20 protein-coding genes are annotated in these 23,549 nt (G+C 47.0%); 8 read left to right on the top strand and 12 right to left on the bottom strand.

The genetic code is table 11. The features are described from left to right. Positions 1-148 precede the first annotated feature (148 nt). The 6 genes from AC3WQ3_RS14895 to AC3WQ3_RS14870 all read right to left on the bottom strand — a co-directional run bounded on the left by AC3WQ3_RS14895 (position 149) and on the right by AC3WQ3_RS14870 (position 7,917). A complete protein-coding gene (locus AC3WQ3_RS14895; RefSeq protein ID WP_095292936.1) occupies positions 149-421 on the bottom strand; it encodes an NAD/NADP transhydrogenase alpha subunit in 273 nt (90 codons plus the stop codon). A gap of 23 nt (positions 422-444) precedes the next feature. After that, the gene (nth, locus tag AC3WQ3_RS14890) at positions 445-1,140 is read right to left on the bottom strand and encodes an endonuclease III (RefSeq protein WP_127540382.1); all 696 of its coding nucleotides are present in this window, start codon (positions 1,138-1,140) and stop codon (positions 445-447) included. Between the two features lie 166 nt (positions 1,141-1,306). Further along, positions 1,307-4,045: an S-layer homology domain-containing protein gene (locus AC3WQ3_RS14885; RefSeq protein ID WP_336780775.1), complete on the bottom strand. Its 2,739-nt coding sequence runs from the start codon at positions 4,043-4,045 to the stop codon at positions 1,307-1,309. 72 nt (positions 4,046-4,117) lie between these two features. Then, positions 4,118-4,819, bottom strand: coding sequence for a GerMN domain-containing protein (locus AC3WQ3_RS14880; RefSeq protein ID WP_154895682.1), 702 nt, complete (start codon positions 4,817-4,819; stop codon positions 4,118-4,120). Positions 4,820-4,852: 33 nt separating this feature from the next. Then, on the bottom strand, positions 4,853-6,262 hold the full coding sequence (locus AC3WQ3_RS14875; protein ID WP_095292738.1) for an N-acetylmuramoyl-L-alanine amidase family protein: 1,410 nt from the start codon (positions 6,260-6,262) through the stop codon (positions 4,853-4,855). A 257-nt stretch (positions 6,263-6,519) separates the two neighbouring features. Next, positions 6,520-7,917 (bottom strand): N-acetylmuramoyl-L-alanine amidase family protein, encoded by a 1,398-nt coding sequence (locus tag AC3WQ3_RS14870; protein ID WP_492472629.1) that lies wholly within the window; start codon positions 7,915-7,917, stop codon positions 6,520-6,522. Between the two features lie 332 nt (positions 7,918-8,249). Here AC3WQ3_RS14870 and AC3WQ3_RS14865 point away from each other — a divergent pair, with 332 nt between their 5' ends. Continuing rightward, positions 8,250-8,819 (top strand): hypothetical protein, encoded by a 570-nt coding sequence (locus AC3WQ3_RS14865; RefSeq protein WP_492472628.1) that lies wholly within the window; start codon positions 8,250-8,252, stop codon positions 8,817-8,819. A 135-nt stretch (positions 8,820-8,954) separates the two neighbouring features. Here AC3WQ3_RS14865 and leuD read toward each other — a convergent pair whose 3' ends face one another. After that, complete coding sequence (gene leuD, locus AC3WQ3_RS14860; protein WP_095292742.1) at positions 8,955-9,557, bottom strand: 3-isopropylmalate dehydratase small subunit; 603 nt, start codon at positions 9,555-9,557, stop codon at positions 8,955-8,957. A gap of 31 nt (positions 9,558-9,588) precedes the next feature. Continuing rightward, the gene (leuC, locus tag AC3WQ3_RS14855; protein WP_336780845.1) at positions 9,589-11,010 is read right to left on the bottom strand and encodes a 3-isopropylmalate dehydratase large subunit; all 1,422 of its coding nucleotides are present in this window, start codon (positions 11,008-11,010) and stop codon (positions 9,589-9,591) included. A gap of 339 nt (positions 11,011-11,349) precedes the next feature. On the opposite strand from leuC, the gene AC3WQ3_RS14850 reads away from it, so the two are divergent. Further along, on the top strand, positions 11,350-12,294 hold the full coding sequence (locus tag AC3WQ3_RS14850) for a LysR family transcriptional regulator (protein ID WP_492472627.1): 945 nt from the start codon (positions 11,350-11,352) through the stop codon (positions 12,292-12,294). Between the two features lie 192 nt (positions 12,295-12,486). On the opposite strand, the gene AC3WQ3_RS14845 is transcribed toward AC3WQ3_RS14850, so the two are convergent. The 4 genes from AC3WQ3_RS14845 to AC3WQ3_RS14830 all read right to left on the bottom strand — a co-directional run bounded on the left by AC3WQ3_RS14845 (position 12,487) and on the right by AC3WQ3_RS14830 (position 16,526). Beyond that, positions 12,487-12,672, bottom strand: coding sequence for a hypothetical protein (locus tag AC3WQ3_RS14845; protein WP_154895677.1), 186 nt, complete (start codon positions 12,670-12,672; stop codon positions 12,487-12,489). Between the two features lie 85 nt (positions 12,673-12,757). Then, entirely contained in the window at positions 12,758-13,579 is an 822-nt protein-coding gene (locus tag AC3WQ3_RS14840; protein ID WP_492472626.1) for a carbon-nitrogen family hydrolase, read from the bottom strand. Positions 13,580-13,680: 101 nt separating this feature from the next. Further along, positions 13,681-15,315 carry an ABC transporter substrate-binding protein gene (locus AC3WQ3_RS14835; protein WP_492472673.1) on the bottom strand — a complete coding sequence of 545 codons (1,635 nt, stop codon included), beginning with the start codon at positions 15,313-15,315 and terminating at the stop codon, positions 13,681-13,683. A 188-nt stretch (positions 15,316-15,503) separates the two neighbouring features. Then, a complete protein-coding gene (locus tag AC3WQ3_RS14830) occupies positions 15,504-16,526 on the bottom strand; it encodes an ABC transporter substrate-binding protein (protein WP_492472625.1) in 1,023 nt (340 codons plus the stop codon). Positions 16,527-16,778: 252 nt separating this feature from the next. Between AC3WQ3_RS14830 and AC3WQ3_RS14825 the strand changes: the two genes are divergently transcribed. The 6 genes from AC3WQ3_RS14825 (at position 16,779) to AC3WQ3_RS14800 (ending at position 23,548) form a co-directional block, all read left to right on the top strand. Next, complete coding sequence (locus AC3WQ3_RS14825; protein ID WP_154895671.1) at positions 16,779-17,987, top strand: aminotransferase class I/II-fold pyridoxal phosphate-dependent enzyme; 1,209 nt, start codon at positions 16,779-16,781, stop codon at positions 17,985-17,987. Positions 17,988-18,345: 358 nt separating this feature from the next. Then, positions 18,346-19,449, top strand: a complete 1,104-nt coding sequence (proB, locus tag AC3WQ3_RS14820; RefSeq protein WP_127540360.1) for a glutamate 5-kinase — start codon at positions 18,346-18,348, stop codon at positions 19,447-19,449. A 60-nt stretch (positions 19,450-19,509) separates the two neighbouring features. Next, positions 19,510-20,757 carry a glutamate-5-semialdehyde dehydrogenase gene (locus tag AC3WQ3_RS14815; protein ID WP_492472624.1) on the top strand — a complete coding sequence of 416 codons (1,248 nt, stop codon included), beginning with the start codon at positions 19,510-19,512 and terminating at the stop codon, positions 20,755-20,757. A gap of 36 nt (positions 20,758-20,793) precedes the next feature. After that, the gene (proC, locus tag AC3WQ3_RS14810) at positions 20,794-21,654 is read left to right on the top strand and encodes a pyrroline-5-carboxylate reductase (RefSeq protein ID WP_170948280.1); all 861 of its coding nucleotides are present in this window, start codon (positions 20,794-20,796) and stop codon (positions 21,652-21,654) included. Next, positions 21,651-22,874 (top strand): 2,3-diketo-5-methylthiopentyl-1-phosphate enolase, encoded by a 1,224-nt coding sequence (locus AC3WQ3_RS14805; RefSeq protein WP_492472622.1) that lies wholly within the window; start codon positions 21,651-21,653, stop codon positions 22,872-22,874. The genes proC and AC3WQ3_RS14805 overlap by 4 nt, the downstream gene beginning before the upstream one ends. Then, positions 22,871-23,548: a 2-hydroxy-3-keto-5-methylthiopentenyl-1-phosphate phosphatase gene (locus AC3WQ3_RS14800; RefSeq protein WP_336780764.1), complete on the top strand. Its 678-nt coding sequence runs from the start codon at positions 22,871-22,873 to the stop codon at positions 23,546-23,548. Before AC3WQ3_RS14805 ends, AC3WQ3_RS14800 begins: the two co-directional genes overlap by 4 nt. The last annotated feature ends 1 nt before the right edge of the window (position 23,549 follow it).

The following is a 23,549-nucleotide window of genomic DNA, read 5'->3' as shown; positions in this document are numbered from 1 at the left end:
GTCGGTTTTATCTGAATAATGGTTCTATTGATTACACAATGCTGTTCATTGTACGTAGCTATGTATGCTGCATTCAATGCCCGCATGAACTTATGTGATAAGCTCAACGCCAGCATTGATGCAACATGTCTTGCATTGACCAGGAGAATTAGCTAACAGCATTCTCCAGGGAAGGCAGCAAAATTTCAAATACTTGTCCATGCTGCAAAATCGTAATGTCTCTTCCTTTGTCTCTCATAACCACAACTTCCGGTTTGGTAGACATACGCTCCAAATAATGCTCAGGCACGTCGCCGGAGTGGCTTACTGTGATGCCTTCGACTTCTTTCTCTTCGTTCTCAGCCATTTCCTGTTCTACGATTTGCTCAAAAATATCGGAGAAGGCCTCAAAATTGTCAGTGTACACGGAAATGCATTTCATCATTACTCATCCTCTTCTGGTCATTAATTTATTTTTCGTTTTGGGCTTGTAGCACGTTCCTTATCTTTCCTGATTTGGGACGTTTTCATACGCTTTTTCCCTTCCCGGCATACGTCCAGCAATGGACAAATATGACACGCGGGATTTTGCGCCTTGCAATGGTAGCGTCCAAAGAAAATAATCCGGTGGTGAGTTAAAGTCCACTCATCCCGGGGTACGCGCTTCATCAGTTTTTTCTCGACTTCAAGTACGGAGTCGTCCCAGCCTGCCAGCCCGAGCCGTTTGGATACACGTTCAACATGCGTATCCACCGCAATGGCCGGTACACCAAATGCATTGGAAACAACCACATTCGCGGTCTTCCGCCCTACACCTGGCAGCGTCACAAGCTGATCATGTTCCTGCGGTACATCACCGCCATACTGCTCTATTAAAATACGGCACATGTTCTGAATATGCTTGGCCTTGTTCCGGTACAAGCCAATACGCCGGATGTCCTGTTCCAACTCTTCGAGCGGAACCGCCAGATAGTCGGCAGGACTGGTGTACTTTTGGAACAAGTCTGCAGTCACCTTGTTTACCGTTTCATCGGTACACTGAGCAGACAACAGGACAGCTACAGTCAATTCAAACGCATTGCTGTGATTTAATTCGCAATGTGCATCAGGGAACATCGCTTCCATCGTATCGAGTATGTGCCTAACCGTCGCTGCATTCATGAAGAGCTACCTCCCACAAAATCACCACACGGTGGTGTGGAGACTTACTTTCCAAGCTTATTTCGAGTGCTCAGCGGGGACGCCAAAAAGCTTGCAAAAAAAACGTCCTGATGGGGGAAAGATCCCGCATCAAGACGGTCATTCTTTTGATCCTCGAAAAAAACGATTACTGTTTTTGGATCTCCATGACTACGTTATTCAGGAGATACAATACAATATTATCATTATCTTTGAGAGATTGCACGCTTAAAGTGTTGTCACCCTGGTGAACAAATACGCTTGTACCAAGTGCAAAACGGTAATTTGTATCTGAGGTGGACTCACGTTTAACCAGGATTTGGTTACCAACGCCATCATAAGACCAGAACTGCTTACTCATAATGGTCATCACTCTGAAACGAGTGGAATTATCCGTATCCTTGGTCATTTCAACACGGTCACCCACTGTAAGGCTGTTTAATGTGGTTAACGTAGAGCCAGACTTGATTACTTTTACAGCACCGCTAACAGGTACGGTTTCGCTCTGTCCATTAAACAACTTCAGCGTTACCGAAGTCGCATCAACAGACGTCACTTCTGCCAAAGTCCGTTTCACGACCTGAACCGCTTTAGGAGTCGTTCCTTCGAAAGTCACGTTAATCAGATTGCCGGCAGTCAGTTGAGAAGCTGTAATACTTTGTCCACCTTCACCTGTCAAAACAGCCTGATCCACGTAAAACTGACTTGTCAGGGAGTCCGATTTCACACGAACACGACCATTAGTCTCTACAGATACAACTTCAAATTGTGCCACGGTGTTCAATGACACTTTTTGTACGTAATCCTGATTGGAACCAAGCGTAACGGTTACTTTATCACCAATCTTCAGGTCACTCAGACTTGCTCCAGACTTGTTGTAGATCTCTACTGCCGGAACGGTAGAATAAGGAACCGTGATGGTTTGATTACCAGACAATACGCTGATGGTTTTTTTATTTGTATCCATGCCGCTAAGCGTACCTTCGTATTTGTAAATGACTTTTACGGACAACGCTCTGGTTCCGACATACGTCAGATCGAGTTTGCGCCCTTCGTTCAATAGCGATTCCAATCCTGCAAGCGTAGGCTTGGTTGTATTGTAGTCCAGCTTCGTTTTGTCATCCAGCGTAAATACAAATGGTTTTTTGTTACTGTCCAGTACAGTCAACACTTTGGTTTTGCTGTTGTAAGAAACTACTGAAGCACCGTTCATCGGTTCCATCTGACGTCCAATAACCTGAATTCGAGTTACACGATCTTCACCATTTAGCGTCAGCTCAACCTGGTCACCATTCGTTGCATCTGTAATCAGATCCGACAATGATGCGTCCTGGATTCCGTTGATTACTACCTCCGGATTTTCCGCCAGCAGTTTTGCCTCAAGAGAGCCACCTTCACGTTTAAACGTCAATGTTGACTGATTGCCACCAATCTCCACCAAAGTACCACGTACAGACTGCTCTACACCCTGAGACAATTCGATGGTTTGCAGAACACTGTCCTTCACTGTGTATTTCACGGTACTGCCTGCTTTTAGCTCAGCCAAAGACAGAATTCGATCCTGATAACGAATAATCAGGTTATCACCATACGTAAACTGCTCTGTGGTTCCTGCTGCATTCGTGAACTTGATCGTTTTCCCGGTTGTGCTCACTTCCGTAATCACACCGCTGTCACTTTTGTTCACAATACCGGACTTCACGCGGATGGCCACCGTTTTTTTGTCAGCGGAGAAGGTCTCACGCTGTATTTCAATAATGCTGTCTGCTGTAATATCAGCAAGCTTGATCGCATTTCCGTTCTGGTCGATAAAAGCAGTTGCTTCATCATACCCGTAAGTTTCATAGTTTTCGCCAACAAAGATCCCAATTTTATTGCCCGACAACGAACGCGCAAAAGTACCTTCGACGCTCTCCACCTGCGGCGTCGCATCGATAACTTCCACATAAGCTGCATTTCCAGCAGATCCAACTACCTGTACTTTGGTATAGAGCTGAACATTCGGTTCTGCCGCACGTGTCTCACTATCTTTTGTAAAATATGGAGTGCTACTGTTCACCGTAAAGTTTGTTACTTTACCATTAACCAGCAGGCTGATCTGACCATCTTTTAATCCAGTTACATAACCCGTGTACGTGTTCGGGTAAGCTGTATCTGTTAACGCTTCTCCTCTGCTAAAGAAAGTCGCTAATTGGGCCCGGGTTACCGATCCGGTTGGATTAAATTTGTTGCCTTCCACACCTTTGGCAAGCTCCAGGCTCACTGCCAGATTGACGTAACCTTTGCCATCTGTGGAGATGCTTGCATCATCGGCGAAGCCAGTGGACTGACTGTTCTGAGCCTTCGCTTCAGCCTCTTTGTCCAATGAACGGATCAGCAGCTTGGTAATCCACTCACGCGATGCAGGCTTTTGTCCCCATGTTGTTTTAGATACGTCTGCTGTAGCTTCTTCCGTTTTATCAATCAGTCCCAGTTGAAGCGCCAAAGCCACATATGGCTTGAAATAATTCCCCACTTCCATATTTGTCGGTAATGCCGTAGCCGTGCTGTCGTTCAACTGGCCTTCCTGGTTCATAAAACGGATCGCCATGGTTACAGCTTCCTGTTGTGTTACCGCATCTCCAGGACGGAACAGACCATTGTTACCGAGAAGGATACCTTGGTTTGCCAGCTTATATACATGCTTCTCAGCCCAGTATCCAACCTTGATATCACTGAACAAACCTGCAGGTGCAGTCGTGTTGCTTACAGCCGCAGTCTGGCTCTGCTCCGCTTCTGTTGATTCCGCTGCCATGGCAGCTCCGCCAGCGCTAAGGGCCATCATGCCTGCAAGCACGGCTGATACTACTTTTTTAGAGTGTGATGGATTGTTATATTTAAAAGTCACCTATGATTTCCCCTCTCATGTAAAACGGTCGATATCCATTGGAAAACGGTAAAACAACATGCTGCAGCCAAACTATTCGGATCTTGTCATTGGATGCTCAAGATCGACATGGCCCATCAAGCTCTCGGATTGCTGCCCGTCCACCAGCAAATCAAGCGATTTAACTTCATCAAACTGGAAGAATGTTTTCTTCAAGGCATCAATTGCATAGGCTTCTCCACCTGCACCAAGACGTGCAGTATCAGGCATATGAATGTCCAATGTAAGTGCACCTGCATCAAATTTCACGGATTTCAATTCAATATCTTTGGCCCACAGTGGAACAAGTTTGTCATCAGACGTTTGTTGTAAAGCCGCAAATGCTTCCTTGTATTTATCATCATCTGCTGCGTAGGAGATACTCGCAGTGGCTTCATGCAGATCCAGCTCTTCCGGATCGGTATAAAACACCTTGATCGTTTTTTGCTCTGTACTCTGTGAAGTGCTGCTCGAATCCGTAGAAGCTCCTCCCGAAGAAGTTGTTCCTTCCGAACCTGAGCTGGAAGGTGTTGAATCCGGTGTAGATGTCGTACCTTCTGTTTCCACAGTTACAGGATCAGTAATTTCTGTATCATTTGTCTCATTCTCATTCGTTTGATCCTCAGGGACACTAACTTCCGTACCTGCCCCTTGAGTCTGACTTGGAGCAGGAGCTGCTGTTGGCTTGCTTCCGCATCCGGCAGCAACTGCCATAACCGTTACCAGCAGTGCTGCAATCCATATTTTTTTGTTCATTCTAACTCCGCCTCCTGATCATAAGGGAAACCCTTATTTAATTCCCAGATACTCCTTGATTCCTGCAACAATACCCTTGGCAACACTGTTTTGGAAACTTTCAGTGAACAGAGCTGCTTCATCACTCTTATTGCTCAGGAAACCGCCCTCCAGCAGCACAGCTGGCATTGTCGTTTCACGGGTAACATGGAGGCTTGCCGTTTTCACGCCACGATCCTTTAATCCCGAAGATTGCAGAAGATATTTGTGCATGATGGTAGCCAATTCCTTACTAGTGGATCGAGTATAGAAGGTTTCTACACCGTTCGCAGCAGCAGGTCCACTATTGGCATGAATGGAAATGAAAATATCCGCGTTTACCTTTTCGGCAATTTTCACACGTTCACTCAAAGCAAGAAAAGTATCATCGCTGCGGGTTAACACAACGTCAATTTTAGACTCTTTTTTCAGCAGTGCTTCCACTTTCAAAGCCATTGCCAAGTTAAAATCCTTTTCCCGTTTACCGGTAACACCAATTGCTCCAGGATCATGATCCCCGTGGCCTGCATCAATGACGACAACTTTCTTGCCATTATCTCCAACTGGAGGAGTAGGTGTCGAGCCTTGCTTGTTCAGATCAACCATAATCAAACCAGAATCGTTTTGAACGTCATAACCTTTGGCACTCGAAAGGTCAATGACAAAACGAACAGTAGAAGGGCTGTTGCTGTATAACGAATACCGAATCTTGGAAACATCGGGATAACCGCTGACTACAAGCTGTCCATTCTGGTTGCTGTCAAGAGCTTGTCCCTCACTGAAAGAATCAGCAAATGCTGTATTAGGTAAGTCGATAACAATCCGATCCGGTCCTGTCATCGTGAAGACGTTCGGCTTCGTTTCTCCGCTGGTTGCAATAAAGAAGCGGTTGTCACTGAAGCTGATGCCGTTCACCAGTACAAGACCTTCCTCATTTGTACTCCCGCCATTATTGCCGGAGTTTGGAGGAGTTGTAGTCCCGTTTCCGGAACCTGAATTCTGGGTAACTAATGTTACCGTCTTCGTAGTGTTGTTCCAACCCACCTTAAGACCCATTTGTTCACCGATAAATCGGAGTGGCACAAGAGTCGTACCATTTTTTACGAGTGGCGGGGCATCCAGGTTCACGTTACTGCCGTTCACCGTTGCCGTCTTCTGTCCTACAATCATCTGCATGGCAGTGTTGTCTTTGCTTATCGTCACGGTGCTTGTACTTTGCTTCCATTCCACACCGTACCCCAGACTCTCGGAAATAACCCGAATCGGCACCATCACTTTGCTATTGATGATTTCCGCTTTGGCATCCGATGGCTGCACAATTTCTTTCCCGTCTAGGATAATTTTCGTATCCACAGCTGCATGACTATAGCCCGGGAAAACGAGCCCAAAGACAAATAACAGTACCAAAAAACCGAACTTCTTCATCCTTCACCCCTACCATTCTCATATTTTTTCGCCGCATGTTGTGACTTACAGCTCCGACTGACCACGTGGGCATTACCAGACACCTATTAGACGCCCCGTACTCTCAAAAGTTGCGAATATATTCCAACATAACAGAAAAAAAACGTTGTCAAATCAAGCTTTTTCTACATTTTAATGTCTTTTTATTTCCTTTTTTATCAATTAAACATCTGAAAACAACGAGCTTTCCTAAACTGCGCATTTACGAATAATCGTACTTAAAGCCCTAAAAATTCTATAATTCCATCTACAATTGCTTCTGCACAACGGTTCTGATAATCTTCTGTGAGCATGAGTGCTTCATCTGTTGGATTACTCATAAAACCTAGCTCAAGCAGAACTGCTGGCATGGACGTCTCACGAGTTACATGCAGGCTGACCATTTTCACACCACGATCCTTGAGCCCTGCAACTGGCATGATATGTGTATGAAGCACATCGGCCAGCGTTTTGCTCTCCATCCGACTATAGAGCGTTTCTATTCCGTTCGGATCAGCAGTCGTAAATTTGTTCCCGTGAATGGATATGAAAACGTCCGCCTGATTAAGTTCTGCCATCTCGACTCTCTGCTGCAAGGAAAGTTCCGTATCATCCTGACGCGTGATCACCGTTTGAATATCTTCATGCTTCTGCAGCAGTGCTTGTACTTTCAAACCCACTGCAAGATTAAAGTCCTTCTCATACTTTCCGGAAATACTTACTGCTCCCGACTGCCTCCCACCGTGCCCGGGATCAATAATCAATATTTTCTTGCCATCATCCGTTGGTAAGGCGGGTTGACTGGCAGACTCCCCATTACTTGCTGTCAGATCAACGAGCAGCACATGGTTATCTCCAAGCGACCATTTAGCCGTAGCAGGTTGTTTCAGATCAAATACAACACGAACCGTGGATGGTGAATGGCTGAACATGGCATATCGCACCTTGGATACCACAGTGGAATCTGTAACTACAATGCTGCCGCTGCCATCCGAACTGAAATCCTGTCCTTGGATGAAAGACTCAGAGAACGTGGTTTCAGGCATATCCACAATAATTCGATCCGGTGCACCGAGAGTGGACAGTTTCGGCTTGACTTCTCCACTTGTCGTTATCATCAATCGATTACTGCTGAAACTTATACTTTGAAGCTCAGCCTTCAACAGAGAAGGAGTTGTGGTAGCCTCTTCCTCTTGTTCTGCCACTGGTGGAGCGGTGCGTAGGCTGACTGTCTTGGTTCCATTGTCCCATCCTACTTCAAGCCCCATGCCTTCTCCGACGAAACGCAAGGGGACCAGCGTCGTTCCTTGTTTGACCAAAGGTGGGGAATCCAGTTCTACAGGGCTTCCATTGACTGTTGCTGTATCTTTACCGGCCGTCATTGCTATACTGCGGCTTCCTTTTTGAACCAGAACAGACTTGGTTTCCTTTTCCCACCTCACCTGATAACCGAGGTTCTCTGAAACAATGCGGATTGGGACCATCACGGCATTTCCGACATTTTCTGCTGGTGCACCGGATCGCTGATCAAGGGTTACTCCATCAAGAACAATTGAGGGCACGACGCCTGCTTGGGCTGCGATAGGAAATAAACACATGAACAGAAAGATAACGACTGCAGCCGACCATTTCTTCATAGATCATCCACCATTCTGTTGTGTTCTGTACCTTCGTATTGTCCTCTATGTAACTTTCCATAATATACTAATCAGTTTATCAGATAATGGCTTTTCATCCGGTTACAACGTTGTCATATTTAGTCGGAACCAAGATGAAAAAAGAAATCAAATTGGAAAAATATCTTCTTTTTAGTCAACACGAATTGGATATCTTGTCAAAAATATCATCTATTGATGCTATTATATTTTATGAGGCACCATTAGAAGATCCTCATCCATAGCAAATTGTCCAATCTACTTTGTATCGTAAGGAAAGAATGAAAGTCATTTTATTCATAGGGGGGAAAACAGTGATCACTTTGTATAAACAGGCATCCAATGGCAAGCTGCTCTACGCAGAATACTGGATCGAAGAGGATCAGGTTGTGGAGCATATCGGCGAAGTCGGTACGGTTGGTACAACGACCAGAATGGATTTTCCAGTCTCGTTTAGCGATGAGGACGAATTCAAGGTTGATTTTCTTCATCGCTGCTCAGACCAAGGTTACAAACAAGCTTCTGAAGACGAGGGTTATATGCTTATTATTCAATATCCGATGAAGAGTCTGACAGGCAGCAAACGTGATCTATGGCTCAAGGATAAAGCCAGTGAGGCACTGACAAGTGAGCTAGGTTGGAAAGGGCTCGGCATTGTAGATGGACATGATATGGGCCAAACGTCAAATCCAGTCACGCAGTATGCTTTGAATATTTACTGCTTTGTAATGGATGAGACACTTGGAATTCAAGCAGTTAAGCGTGTGCTCCGAGAGACGCGACTGGACTATACCAAGATCAAAATCGCATCAAGAGATTTAAAAAATGACGGGGATTACATATTGAAGTATTCAGCAAAAAACAATCAGGAATTCTACGTATAGATCACTTGATTTAAATGTGTCATTCTAACAAGGTAGCAGATTAATCAGCACTGAATAATAGAAAAAGCTTCTGTCTCTCATCGGAACAACGTTCCTACGGAGAAGCAGAAGCTTTTTTATTCGATATGTCAGATATTATCCAAACAGTTTTGCGGCATGACGCTGCTCATACGCTGTAATCTCATCATCATGTTGCAATGTCAGACCGATATCGTCCAGACCTTGCAGCAAGAATTGACGACGGTGCTCATCCAGATCAAAATCGATATGCAGTCCGTGTGCATCGGTAATCGTTTTGTTTTCCAGATTGACGTTCAGTTCATAGCCTTCATGAGCAGCTGTACGCTGGAACAGATCTTCTACTTGCTCTTCAGACAATTTAATTGGCAGGATGCCGTTTTTGAAGCAGTTGTTATAGAAGATATCTGCAAAAGATGGTGCGATGACACAACGGAATCCATAGTCCATAATTGCCCAAGGTGCATGCTCACGGGATGAGCCGCAGCCGAAGTTTGCACGGGAAATCAGAATGGATGCTCCTTCATAACGGGATTTGTTCATTTCGAAGGAAGGATTGTTGTTCCCCTCTTCATCGAAACGCCATTCATAGAACAAAAATTGTCCAAATCCGGTACGTTCAATCCGTTTCAAAAATTGTTTTGGAATGATCGCGTCAGTATCTACATTGACCCGGTCTACCGGTGCAACGATGCCTTGCAGTGTTTTAAATTCTTCCATGTGATCCGTTCTCCCTTCTGTCCGTTACCTGTTAGATAACTGCTTCCGTTTTAAAATTCCAGTCACGTACGTCAACGAAGTGACCTTTAACCGCTGCCGCTGCAGCCATTGCCGGAGATACCAGGTGGGTACGTCCTCCACGTCCTTGACGTCCTTCAAAGTTACGGTTAGATGTTGATGCACAGCGTTGTCCTGGTTTCAATACATCCGGGTTCATTGCAAGACACATGCTGCATCCTGCATCACGCCATTCAAATCCTGCCTCCGTGAAGATTTTATCCAAACCTTCTTTTTCGGCTTGAATTTTAACACGGCCTGAGCCAGGAACCACGATTGCCGTAACATTGCTGGACACGGTATGGCCTTTGGCAACCTTGGCTGCCGCACGCAGATCCTCAATCCGTCCATTCGTACAAGAACCGATAAATACATAGTCTACCTCAATTTCAGAAATCGGTGTTCCAGGTGTAAGACCCATATATTCAAGCGCCTTTTCAGCTGCTTTGCGTTCATTTTCAGTTGGCAGTTCTGCCGGAACAGGCACTTTGGATGAGATATCCGTTCCCATACCCGGGCTGGTACCCCAAGTTACTTGCGGAATCAGGGACTCCACATCGATCTCTACAACACGATCAAACTCGGCACCCTCGTCTGTAACAAGCTCTTTCCAAGCTGCAACAGCTTCATCAAACTTAGCACCAGCAGGAACATATTCACGTCCACGCAGATACTCAAATGTCGTTTCATCCGGAGCGATCATACCTGCTCTTGCTCCACCTTCGATAGACATGTTGCATACGGTCATACGCTCTTCCATGCTGAGTTCACGGATCGATTCGCCCGTATACTCAATAACATAACCTGTTGCAAAGTCTGTGCCATATTTGGCAATCACTGCGAGGATCATGTCTTTTGCTGTTACGCCCGGATTACGCTTCCCGACGAAGCGCACCTCCATGGTTTTTGCTTTTGCTTGCTGCAGACATTGAGTAGCCATGACATGCTCTACTTCACTGGTTCCAATTCCGAATGCCAGTGCACCAAATGCACCGTGTGTGGACGTATGGCTGTCACCGCAAACAATGGTTTTACCTGGGTGAGTCAGACCAAGTTCTGGTCCCATAACATGTACAACACCTTGGTCAATCGTATCCAGATCATACAGTTTTACGCCAAAGTCGCGGCAGTTTTGAGAGAGTGTATCAATTTGTTGCTTGGAGATTGGATCGGTAATGTTGTAACGATCCTTGGTAGGAACGTTGTGATCCATTGTCGCAAACGTTAATTCCGGGCGACGTACCTTGCGTCCAGACAAACGCAGGCCTTCAAATGCTTGTGGAGAAGTTACCTCGTGTACAAGGTGGAGATCGATATACAGAATGCTCGGTTTTCCTTCTTCCTGATGAATTACGTGATTTTCCCAAATTTTCTCAAACATCGTTTTTTTACTCATCATTTTCACCTCATCATAAGTTCGGTCCTTGGAAGAGCCTCTGTTTTTGTCTAAACGGTGAGGCTCTTGAATGACATAAATATATCACCCTGTCCTTCATTGTTCCAAGATATAATATCTATAGATGTAATAGGTTTGACCTATAATGAGTTGAAATACAATAAACCACTGTAACCACAGCGGCTCTTAATTGATAACAATTATCATTATCATATAATGCTTATACTACGTTGCTTCACCACGAGTGTCAATGCTTTTTATCTATATTCATTATAGAAAAATGATTTATTTATCCATGATGATATAATGGTGGCATAACGAAAGGAATGACAAGTGCTTATGGAATTCAGACAACTTCAATATACGCTGCAGATTGCTGCAGAACGGAATTTCTCCCGGGCGGCAGAGAAACTTCATATTGCTCAGCCTTCGCTCAGTCAGCAATTGTCTAAACTTGAGAAAGAGCTTGGCGTTCTGCTCTTTCAGCGTAATACCAGCACGGTGGAGTTGACCCATGCTGGGGTCACCTTTGTGGAGCAAGCCCAAAAAATTGTAGATGCTGTGGAATTACTCAGACAGGAAATGTCAGATATCTCCCAGCTGCGCAAAGGCAAAGTCGTTGTGGGCAGCATGCCGATCACCGGTTCCCACCTTCTGCCGCATGTACTCCCTGCTTACCAGCAAGCCTATCCGGATATCGAGGTTACATTGCTTGAAGACGCCGGTCTAACGCTGGAGAAGCTGACAGCCAGCGGCAAAGCTGATCTCAGCCTGCTCTCCTTGCCCTTGCAGGAACCAAGCCTGTCGTACGTTGCCATCGGCGAAGAGCGAATCGATCTGGCCGTACCTCCTCAACACCCCCTTGCCGTCAGAGGCAATCCGGATCATCCGATCCCTGTGCATATGGAGGAGCTTCGGGACGAGTCGTTTGTTGTATTGAAAAAAGGACAAGGCTTCCGCAAGCTGACCTTTGATCTGTGCCAGCAGGCAGGATTCGATCCGAGTGTCGTATTTGAGAGCAATAACATTGAAACCGTGCAATCCCTTGTAGCTACAGGCATGGGCATTACCCTTGTTCCACGCTTTATAGCCAGGGCACCACGCAGTGAGTTTGTGCCTGTCTATGTACCACTTGCTGAACCTGTCCCAAGTCGTACTCTAGTGGTCGCTTACCGTCAGGGACGTGTACTTTCCAAAGCGGCAGAAGCTTTTATTGAGACATTTAAACAGACGGTTGCCAAGCTTTCCGAAGGAGACAATGAGAATCCTGCCTCTGTAAATTAGTCATTTCAAAGGTACAAAATAAACAAAGGCTTGACCCATATGGGTCAAGCCTTTGTTCTATACTCTTCACCCGCATAAGCAGGATCAAGTTCTTGCATGAAATCGCAGTACATCGTTACATCACAATGTTGCTGATATCATGATCTAAAGTTAACGTAGAAACGTACATAAGAGATATTCATGTTTGGTTGGTTATTTCCGTAAATTACGTTCACTCGTCAGCCTGTTCTGTTGATTGACCAGTCGGCCTTCGTCCTGAATGTTTTGTTCAGGCGGTGATAGCCCTCCTGCTCCATTCTCTAAGAATGGCCTCAAGTGATCTTCCCTAGTGTTTTCCTGTTCCAGTCTCCTGAGCGTATCTTTCACATGGTTGTCCATTGATTGATCATCCTCCTTGGTGACGGGATAGTTATCATTACCCGCCTCCTGGAAGAATAAACACTTTACTGGAATTATTTTTTTATTATTTTGCACTAAAATAAATACCAGGTCTGCGGTCTTCAAAAACAGGAATGCGTCCCCGCACTTCATCAACAAGGGAAGGGCGAATCAGCCCGGTCACGATCTCTTCCCCTTCTCCTCCCTCAGCCACAATTTCGCCCCAAGGATCAATAATGAGAGAATGCCCAAAAAATTCGGTGTCTCCCCCTTTACCGACCCGGTTGCACGCGATCACATACATCTGATTTTCAATCGCTCGTGCTGTCAGCAGTGTGCGCCAGTGGTGCAAACGTGGATTCGGCCATTCTGCTGGTACGATCAGTGCTCTGGCCCCATTCAATGCAAGCGTACGGGCTAGTTCTGGAAATCGGATATCATAACAGATGGACGCCCCCGCTGTGAGACCGTTCTCCAGTTCGAAAATTTCAGGATCTGCTCCAGGCTGCAAATATTTCTCCTCATCCATCAGGCGGAATAAATGCAATTTATCATAACGTGTAACCTGCTTACCTTCCCTGTTGTAGGCATACATGGTATTAAAAATTTGTCCATTTCGCTTCTCTGCTATAGATCCACCGACAATTGAAATCTGATGCTTCTCGGCAAATGCCGATAACCACTCCCGTGATTTTTGCCCTTCCGGGTCAGCGAGCTCATGGATTTGTTCCAAAGCGTAACCTGTATTCCACATTTCCGGCAGCACGGCCAGCCCCAGATCCGGATATTGTTCAACTGCTTGCTCAAGCAGATTCTGCATATGTTGATGATTGGCTTCAGGATTACCAAGCTGAATGTCACCCTGAATCAGGGCAACACGCATTTCCTCCAATGGTTGTTTTGTCATGACGTGCACTCCTCCGAACTGTAATACCTGTTATCATAGCTTGATCCGCGCGAAGCCTGCAACAACGTTTTGATCAACCTTATTTATGACTTCAATCGCTGCTAGTTAACGATTATAGAGGATGGGTCAGTTCGTTTCAGCAATTCTGGGAACAGGCTCTGCAATCTGCTGTACGATAAGGCATCTCCCATATTCCACACCTGCTCATCCAACGTGTACACTTTTCCTTTTTTTACAGCGGGCAGTTCCTTCCACTCATCACTTTCAAACAGCTTCTCCGTTGCTGCCCTGGCCGCATCGCTCTCTGGCAGCATGACAAAAATATGGTCCCCCGCATACTGACTTATCGACTCTGTTGAAATCTCCTTGTAGGCCCTCCCGGCAGCTAGAGCTTCCTGCACTTTGCTTACAGGCACAAACCCCTGCGGGTGATACAGAAACGGAGCCAGTCCGATATTGCCCATGACAAACAAGCGGGCACCTCGGTGATGCACTAGCACCGAAGCCGTTTCGCCAAGCTGAATCCATGGTTTTATGCTGCTCCACATCTCCTCTGTTCTCCTATGATAAGATGCAATCCATGTCTCTGCATCCAGCTCCATGCCAAACCAGCTTCCCACTTTGCGGATGCGCTCTTCCAGGTTCGCATGAGAGTTGTATATCAAAGTAGGAGCAATGCGGGAAAGCCGCTGGTACAACTGTTCATTCGTGCTATCGAACAAAATCAGATCCGGCTGCTTCTGCACGGTCCATTCCAAATCAATGGAAGGTAAAACATCATACGCTTTGCCATCAAGCACGGGAAGCCCCAACGCAAGTAAGTCTCCTGCAGAATCTCCATAGAATAGAATCCGCCCAGGGTGTCCAGGAATGTTTACTTCATGTCCAGCCCAATCTTGAACAAGCGTATGTCGTTGAAGGGATCGATCATATTGCCGGGGAGCCAGTCCGGTGTGCTGCCTGAAGCGTCTGCTGAAATAGTACTCATCCCGGAAGCCTATACGACCCGCAATATCGCGCAGAGGTTCATCAGAAAGGGAGAGCCATTCCTTCGCCTGTTCAATGCGTACGTGGTTCAGGTATTCAAGAGGCTTACGGCCTGTAATTTGCCTAAACAAAGCTGTAAACTGAGCTGGTCGAAGATTCGCGAGCCTCGCTAATTTCTGTACACTTATATCCTGAGCGTAATGCTCGTCGACGTATTGAATGGTGTTCTGTACCCTGACATCCGGGCTTTGTTCTGTTTTGGGCAGCGTATAGCGGGACACTACTAGTTCCATCAATTTTTGAAAATGTACATTTAACCGGCTATATTCCGCATCCGTTTGATAGAGGCTGGCCGATTCCAACAAATCCAGCATGCCGAATAACGCGCCGGGTGAAAAATCGTTCATCTTGTCCCTTTCTTCAAATAAAAAACGTGTGTAAAGTTCCGGATCCCCTGTTACCATGTGCACGGCATCGAAATGAAGCACCGTATATCTCAGCTCACCAGAACGGTTATGCTCCAGCTGATAATTCTCTCCTGGTGCCATGGGGTATATCTTGCCGGAGATAAATGGGTGTAACTCAGATCCGATATATATGCGGCCTTCGCCCTGTTCACAGAACAGCAGCGTATGCCGTTGACAGCTGACTTCAAGCATAACCTGTTCAGAAGGTTCGATATGACGCTTGATATGAACATAACGGAACAGGAATGCGGAGAAAAATAAGGGATTACCGTTTGCGATCATTTGCTGCACTTCCGTTTCACCTCATACCTACTGTAAATGAGAATGGTTATCATTAATCTATTCTGATTATACGCCGCAAAGCCTCATTATTCCAGCATATATACAAAAGACACTGATTCACGATTAGAAACATTAATAAGAGCCCTCAACGATACGCTGAAGGCCCTGTACAGGATATGAATGGTCTTTTATTGAATCATCTGTTTCGGCAATTCCTGCAGAAGCCACTCTCTTGATGTAGCATCGCTCGATGCTTTGACGATATCAAATCGATAAACCTTGCCTTCCTTGACTGCAGGCAGATTATTCCACACCTCACTATTCATCAATTCCTCCGTTGATTGCTGTGCGCCTTGATCTACTGCATTTAAAATAAATATGCGGTCTCCAGCGAACTCTGCCATTTTTTCCTGTGATATCTCAACAAATCCTACTTCTTCATCCAGTACCTTTTGGATTTCAGGGGTTGGCTTCATACCACCAGGTCCGTACAACAGCTGGGGCAATCCTGCACCCGCCATCACGAACAATCGATTACCTGGATACATGGTAAATACCGATGCGGTTTCGTCTTCCTTCAGCCCATTTGCACGCAGCTGATCCCACATTTCCTCTGTTGCCTTGGCATGTGCAGCAAGCCAGTCTTCAGCCTCCTGTTTTTTGCCGAGCAAATCTCCCAAGAATCGCATCCGTTCTTCGAGTGGCCAGAAGGAGTTGAACGTCACCGTCGGAGCAACTTTTGAAATCTGCTCGTATTGCGTTTCATCATCATTCGAGAAAATAATCAGGTCAGGATTGAGTGATAGCGACTTTTCAACACTGATTGGAAAACCAACATCTTTTGCATCTGCCACCTGATCATCGAACACCGTACCTTCATTTTTAAGAATACCTACAGGAACTACCCCGAGTGCCAATAAATCCCCGGTAACTTCCCCGTGGTATATGACACGCTGTGGATTAGTCGGAACTTCAACTTCGTGTCCAGTCCAGTCTTTAAATATTTTCGTTTCACTCGTATTGTCTGCCCCTGCCACTTCTTCTTGCCCGGTGTTCTCTGCTGCTGCCTGCGAGTCATTGGATGTTGCCGCAGCAGTTGTCTCTCCGTCACCTGAACCGTTCGTGGATGAATTGCCGCAAGCAAGCAGCAGTACGGATAACGCTGCAATCATGAATGTCGTGCTCATCACACGAAAGCTGTTTTGTTTCATTTTTTTCTTTCCCCCTAGATAGTTAAGCATTCTATAAATGATATTGATTATCATTATCGTAAATGATCATAAGACAAAGGCTCTTCTTCGACAATGGACAAACACGAATCTGGCCAATTCGGTTTTGTACAAAAGCTATTTTCACGGTAGATAAAAAGTCTTCAATCTCTTATCCCCTCTATACAGCTCGGGATTAGCGTGATAAATTAATGAATACTATTCCCACTTTTATGAACCGGAGTGATGAAATTAATGAGTAATCTACAGCAAAATTCGGGTCGTTCCGCCTTTGATATACCTACCTCAGACGTTATGACACAGCTGCCAACGCAATTTTTTGCAACACTCGTGCAAAATGTTAACCGTGAAATCGCAAGTGGTCACGACGTAATTAATCTTGGTCAGGGGAACCCGGACACTCCTACACCACCGCATATCGTAAAAACATTGCAGGAGTCTGCCGAAAATCCGCTTTATCATAAATATTCACCCTTTAGTGGACATGCCTTCCTGAAGGAAGCCATCGCCAAACGTTATCAAGAAGATTACAACGTTGACCTTGATCCGGAGACTGAAGTTGCCATTTTGTTTGGTGGGAAAACGGGGCTTGTACAGCTGCCGCAAGTGCTGCTTAATCCCGGGGACGTATGTCTCGTTCCTGATCCGGGTTATCCGGATTACTGGTCCGGGGTGGCTCTTGCCAAAGCGCAAATGTCATTTATGCCTCTTTTGGAGTCGAATGCATTCCTTCCTGATTATGAGTCCATCTCGGATGAAGTTCGTGACAAGGCCAAGCTGATGTATTTAAACTATCCCAACAATCCAACATCCGCGACTGCCCCGCTGTCATTCTATGAAGATACCGTGGAATTCGCCATCCGGAACAAGATTGTCATTGCCAGTGACTTCGCATATGGTGCAATAGGGTTTGACGGACATCGTCCGGTCAGTTTCCTGCAGGCGCCTGGCGCCAAGGAAGTCGGTATTGAATTCTATACGTTATCCAAAACCTACAATATGGCAGGCTGGCGGGTAGGCTTCGCTCTGGGTAATGCGGAGATTATCTCCAAAATCAATCTGCTCCAGGATCACATTTATGTTAGCCTATTTGGCGGCATTCAGGCAGCGGCAGCTGCTGCCCTGACTTCCTCCCAACAATGTGTTACTGATCTGGTTGCGCGGTATGAATCCCGCCGTAATGCATTATATGAAGCACTTTCCTCCATCGGATGGCAGGCTTCGAAGCCCGGGGGTTCTTTCTTCAGCTGGCTGCCTGTTCCTTACGGGTTTACCTCAGCCGAATTTGCAGATTTGCTGCTTCGGGAAGCCAAAGTCGCTGTAGCACCGGGTATCGGGTTTGGCACACATGGGGAAGGTTACGTCCGCGCAGGTTTGCTGAGTGACGAGAAGCGATTGGAGGAAGCTGCCAGAAGGATTGGCAAGCTGAACTTGTTTAAGTAATTAAAGGCCGCATACCCCTTTGCATCTGCCAAGTTTCCATGGTATGTTATTAACAAATATCGAACGAAACGTGATGACGGGACCAGTACGAGAGAACAAGCCGCGCCCAGAGAGTAAATTCCACCGGGCTGCAAGAATTTACCGCGGCTTCTCTCCGAAACCTACCCCTGAGCGGCCTGTTTATGCAGGACAGTGCCTTCTGTTACAGGGCGAGAGCCGGATGATGCAATCATCAATAAAGGTGGTACCGCGGAAGCAACAAACTTTCGTCCTTTTTACAACAAAGGACGGGAGTTTTTTTTGTACCTGGATAACGGCCCATTGGTATCTCATTCATTATGTTTAAGGAAGTGAAAGCATGTCTTCACGAATAGTAGTCAAGATTGGGAGCAGTTCGCTTACCACCGAGGAAGGCGGCCTTGACCGCAGTTCCATATCATTTTACGCCAGTGAGATCGCTTCGCTCTATGAACAGGGCCACGAAGTTCTCCTGGTCACTTCCGGAGCCGTTGCTGCCGGATTCCGTGAAATTGGTTACCCTCAGCGTCCCAAAATGCTGCATGAGAAGCAAGCGGCAGCCGCAGTAGGTCAGGCATTGTTGATGCAGGCATATCAACAGGCTTTTGCAGCGCACCGCGTTACTACAGCACAAATTTTGCTAACCAGAACCGATTTTCACAGTCGGAAACGGATGGGAAATGCAGGCATGACCGTGGAAGAGCTGCTCAGACAACGCGTCATTCCCATTTTCAACGAAAATGATACGGTATCAGTAGACGAGTTGAAATTCGGGGATAATGATCTGCTCTCTGCGCTCGTTGCCAATTTGGTGAAAGCCCAGCATCTTGTTATTCTCACGGATACCAACGGACTCTATACGGCAGATCCCCGGAAGGATCCGAGTGCTGTACGTTATGATCGAATTCCTGAAATTACAGAAGAAATCTATGCGTATGCCGGAGGTTCAGGTTCATCGGTCGGTACAGGTGGCATGCGGTCCAAAGTTGATGCAGCCAAAGTGGCAACACGAGGAGGCGTCCCTGTCTTTGTGGGTAGCGTCAAGGAACCCGGCGACTTGCAAAACGCGGTTGAGGGCTGCGGCAAGGGGACGTATTTCGAAACTCGTCTGGCCGCACTCTCCCGCAAGAAACAATGGTTAGGCTTCATGTCAACACCTCTCGGTACAGTTGTCGTGGATGCCGGTGCCGAAGATGCCCTCGTTCACGGCGGTCATAGTCTGCTGCCAGTAGGCGTCAAACGTGTGCTTGGCACATTCCACGCAGGTGACGTTGTTGAGGTCATGGGTATGGATGAAACACTACTTGGCCGAGGCATTGTCAATTATGATGATGATCAGCTTCGCCTTATCGCAGGTTTGCCGAGTGGAGAAGTCATGAAGACCCTGAATGCCATCCACCGGCTTGAGGTCATCCATCGAGACGAATGGATTACGTTAAAATAACAAGTAATTGGTTGTATAGGTTAGAGACATGGACTTGCATAAATGAAGGAGGAATTTCAGATGAGTGAAGTAAGACAAAAAGCCAGCAAAGCTCAATCGTCTGTTCCACAGTTAAACCGTTTAAGTACGGACCAGAAAAATAAAGCCTTGCTTGCCATGGCGGATGCGCTTATTACGGAATCGGAATCCATTATTACGGCCAATGCGGAAGATCTCGAGCGTGGCAGAGAGCAAGGGACACCAGAATCCATGCTTGATCGTCTCGCTTTGAACAAAGAGCGTATCGCGGGAATTGCGGAGGGTTTGCGTCAGATTGTTGAACTCCCAGATCCAGTTGGTGAAGTACTGGAGTCATTTACGCGTCCAGATGGACTCCACATTGAAAAATTAAGGGTGCCGATTGGCCTGATTGGCATCATCTATGAGGCCCGTCCTAACGTTACGGTTGATGCTGCTGGGCTATGCCTCAAGACGGGCAATGCCGTTCTGCTGCGCGGGGGTTCTTCTGCCCTCTCTTCCAATCGTCGTATTGTAGAAGTACTTCATCAGGCACTAGCCAAAACAGACTTGCCGCCGGATGCGCTGCAGCTCGTGGAAGACGCTAACCGCTCTTCCGTCGATGAAATGCTCAAGCTGAATGGACTACTGGACGTCATTATTCCAAGAGGCGGTGCTTCACTGATTCGCAACGTGGTGACCAATGCAACGGTACCTGTCATCGAAACAGGCGCAGGCATCTGCCATACGTATGTGGATGAAACGGCGGATCCGGTCATGGCATCAGAAATTGCGATCAACGCAAAAGCACAGCGCCCATCCGTATGTAATTCCATGGAAACCCTGCTGATTCATGCTGCTTATGCAGAACAGCATTTGCCTGCCTTGGCCGAACAATTCCGTGAGGCGAATGTTGTATTAAAGGGTTGTGACACGACTCGTCGTCTGATCCCTACTGCCCTTCCCGTGACGGAAGAAGACTACGGTACAGAGTATAATGATTATATTTTGAATATACGAGTTGTGCAGGGTCTGGAAGAAGCCATGCAGCATATTGCCACGTATGGCACCAAACATTCCGAATGCATCGTCACCCATGATACAGCTCATGCGGAACGCTTTTTGCATGACGTGGATGCTGCCGCCGTTTATCACAATGCTTCCACCCGCTTCACGGATGGATTCGAGTTCGGTTATGGAGCCGAAATTGGAATAAGCACACAGAAGCTGCATGCTCGTGGTCCAATGGGACTGCCTGCCCTTACTTCTACCAAATACCGCGTTACCGGCAATGGACAAATTCGGCAATAATATCGCAGCCACAGCCATATAGGAGGAACGATAACCATGAGTCAAGAACAACAGACGTTATTACAACAAAAGATTACTTTCCACGGAGCAGGTGCCATGGCAGAAGCCATTGTGCGCGGACTGATCTCCCGCCTCGTTGTACGCCCGCAGGATATTACGATGCTGAACCGGAGCAACCAGAAACGTCAGGAAGAGCTGAGTACTCGTTATGCCGTTCATACAGGAACAGCCTCCCAATCATCGGAAGTACTCTCCGCTTCTCCCGTTATTGTACTGGCCATGAAACCAAAAGACGCTGCGGCAGCTCTTCGTGAGCTTGGTCCCCTCCTGTCACCGGACCAGCTTATCGTCTCTGTCATCGCCGGATTATCCATCCGCACGATGCAGACACTGCTCGGCCGTAAACAACCGATCGCTCGATCCATGCCGAATACATCCAGTACGATTGGACTTGGTGCAACAGGACTTGCCTTCTCCGCCGAAATTACAGATGAGCAGCGCAGTACAGTCATGACGATGTTTGAAGCGGTAGGCATTGTCACCATTGTTCCGGAAGAGAAACTGGAAGTGCTCACGGGTATTTCCGGAAGCGGCCCAGCTTATGTATACTATTTGATGGAAGCCATGATTGCGGCGGGGATCCGCGGCGGACTGTCCAGCCAGCAATCCCGCGATCTGACTGTTCAAACTGTACTTGGTGCGGCGAGAATGGTTCAGCAAACGGGAGCGGAGCCCATGAAACTTCGCAGTGATGTTACCTCACCTGGAGGCGCTACACAGGCAGCACTCAAAACACTGGATGAGGGCGATTTCTTTGAAAACGTGATTGCAGCCGTCAACCGCTGCGCAGAGCGCTCACGGGAGATGGGAGCTGCTTTGGAAGGAGATTTACGATGAACAACATGTGTACTGCCACATATCGTCTGCATGATGATCGTGCAGATTTCCGTAAAAAGGCGGAATCCATTGCAGTCGGTATGACTGTCGGCAGTTGGACTGAATTGCCGCAAGCCAAGCGCGAAGCCATGCAGAAACATCTTGGCGAAGTGATTAGCGTAGAAGTTCATGAACATGAGGGCATGGCTCCAGGAGAACGATATGCAGATATTACGATTGGATATCCTGATGTAAACTTCAGCCGCGATATTCCGGCTCTGCTCGTCACCGTCTTCGGCAAAATTTCGATGGATAGCCGGATCAAGCTGACAAGACTGGGCTTCTCGGACGGATTCCTAAGTGCATTCCCAGGTCCCAAATTCGGACTGAATGGGGTTCGTGATCTGCTTGGTGTTCATGATCGTCCTTTGTTAATGAGCATCTTCAAATCAGTCATTGGTCTGGATGCAGATGAGCTGCGCGAACAGTTTATCCGTCAGGCTCTGGGCGGAGTTGATCTGATCAAGGATGACGAAATTCTGTTTGAAAACAAGCTGACACCTATCGAGAAAAGAGTCGAGGTTTGCATGAAGGCTGCTGAGCAGGCCCGCCAGGAGACTGGCAAGAAATTGCTCTATGCCGCCAACCTGACTGGCCCAACTTCGCGCTTGAAGAAGCAGGCTGAACGAGCGATTGATGCGGGTGCCAATGCCTTGTTGTTTAACGTTTTGTCGTACGGATATGACGTTCTGCATGAGCTTACAAGCGATCCGGACATTAACGTGCCAATCATGGCGCATCCTGCACTTGCTGGCGCACTGTACCCTTCACCGCATTACGGGATATCCGCTTCGGTGCTGCTGGGTCAACTAATGCGTCTTGCCGGAGCGGATCTCGTTCTCTTCCCTTCGCCTTACGGATCGGTGACCATGCCAAAAGAAGAAAATATGGCCATTACGGAGCAGCTGCTCTCCAAAGATCTCCCGGTCAGAAGCAGTATGCCGGTTCCATCCGCTGGGATTCACCCAGGACTTGTGCCATTAATTCTCCGTGATTTTGGCACGGATGTTATCGTGAACGCCGGTGGAGGTATTCACGGACATCCAATGGGTACTGAGGCAGGTGGGCGTGCATTCTTGCAAGCCATTGAGGCGGCACAGCGTGGAGTTCCGCTTGCAGAGTATGCATCTGAGCACCCCGAGTTGAAAAGTGCACTGGATCTGTGGGGTGGAGAACGATGAGAAGTGACAAGAAAACGGTCATTTTCTGTGATTTTGATGGCACGATTACCCTTTCGGACAATATTGTGGCGATCATGAAGCACTTTAAGCCTGAAGGATTTGAGGCAATCATGAAAGATACGGTGGATCAAAGCATTACCCTGCGTGAAGGGGTCGGAGCCATGTTTGCTCTGCTGCCTGCATCACAAAAGGATGAAATTGTTGAATTTGTGCTTGGACAAGCAGGCATCCGCGAGGGATTTGGCGAGTTTCTGGAATATGTTCGGAACGAAGGCATTGAATTTAATGTGACCAGTGGCGGTATGGACTTTTTTATCGAACCACTGCTTGCACCTTTTAACATTCCACATGATCACGTCTATTGTAACGGTGCAGACTTTACAGGTGATTTTATCCGAATTGAATGGCCTAATCCATGTCAGCCCCCTTGTGAGAACGGCTGTGGTATGTGCAAAACGACGGTCATCCGCACATTCCCGGAAGAAAAATATAATCGGATTCTGATCGGAGACAGTCTAACCGATTTTGAAGGTGCCAAAATTGCCGATCTGGTGTACTCCCGTTCCATCCTGACGGACAAGTGCATCGAACTTGGTGTAGACCATGTCCCATTTGCTACCTTTTACGATATTATGGAAGACATGAAACAGAAGCAAACACAAGGAGTGCTGTAAA

It is taken from the genome of Paenibacillus sp. FW104-T2 (assembly GCF_058789975.1).
This window is presented reverse-complemented; position numbering and strand designations above follow the sequence as displayed.

Coding starts and splice junctions, on each gene's coding strand:
- AC3WQ3_RS14895 (WP_095292936.1), bottom strand. CDS start 421: ATGAAATGCATTTCCGTGTACACTGACAATTTTGAGGCCTTCTCCGAT.
- nth (WP_127540382.1), bottom strand. CDS start 1,140: ATGAATGCAGCGACGGTTAGGCACATACTCGATACGATGGAAGCGATG.
- AC3WQ3_RS14880 (WP_154895682.1), bottom strand. CDS start 4,819: ATGAACAAAAAAATATGGATTGCAGCACTGCTGGTAACGGTTATGGCA.
- AC3WQ3_RS14875 (WP_095292738.1), bottom strand. CDS start 6,262: ATGAAGAAGTTCGGTTTTTTGGTACTGTTATTTGTCTTTGGGCTCGTT.
- AC3WQ3_RS14870 (WP_492472629.1), bottom strand. CDS start 7,917: ATGAAGAAATGGTCGGCTGCAGTCGTTATCTTTCTGTTCATGTGTTTA.
- leuD (WP_095292742.1), bottom strand. CDS start 9,557: ATGGAAGAATTTAAAACACTGCAAGGCATCGTTGCACCGGTAGACCGG.
- leuC (WP_336780845.1), bottom strand. CDS start 11,010: ATGAGTAAAAAAACGATGTTTGAGAAAATTTGGGAAAATCACGTAATT.
- AC3WQ3_RS14850 (WP_492472627.1), top strand. CDS start 11,350: ATGGAATTCAGACAACTTCAATATACGCTGCAGATTGCTGCAGAACGG.
- AC3WQ3_RS14845 (WP_154895677.1), bottom strand. CDS start 12,672: ATGGACAACCATGTGAAAGATACGCTCAGGAGACTGGAACAGGAAAAC.
- AC3WQ3_RS14840 (WP_492472626.1), bottom strand. CDS start 13,579: ATGACAAAACAACCATTGGAGGAAATGCGTGTTGCCCTGATTCAGGGT.
- AC3WQ3_RS14835 (WP_492472673.1), bottom strand. CDS start 15,315: ATGATCGCAAACGGTAATCCCTTATTTTTCTCCGCATTCCTGTTCCGT.
- AC3WQ3_RS14830 (WP_492472625.1), bottom strand. CDS start 16,526: ATGAAACAAAACAGCTTTCGTGTGATGAGCACGACATTCATGATTGCA.
- AC3WQ3_RS14825 (WP_154895671.1), top strand. CDS start 16,779: ATGAGTAATCTACAGCAAAATTCGGGTCGTTCCGCCTTTGATATACCT.
- proB (WP_127540360.1), top strand. CDS start 18,346: ATGTCTTCACGAATAGTAGTCAAGATTGGGAGCAGTTCGCTTACCACC.
- AC3WQ3_RS14815 (WP_492472624.1), top strand. CDS start 19,510: ATGAGTGAAGTAAGACAAAAAGCCAGCAAAGCTCAATCGTCTGTTCCA.
- proC (WP_170948280.1), top strand. CDS start 20,794: ATGAGTCAAGAACAACAGACGTTATTACAACAAAAGATTACTTTCCAC.
- AC3WQ3_RS14805 (WP_492472622.1), top strand. CDS start 21,651: ATGAACAACATGTGTACTGCCACATATCGTCTGCATGATGATCGTGCA.
- AC3WQ3_RS14800 (WP_336780764.1), top strand. CDS start 22,871: ATGAGAAGTGACAAGAAAACGGTCATTTTCTGTGATTTTGATGGCACG.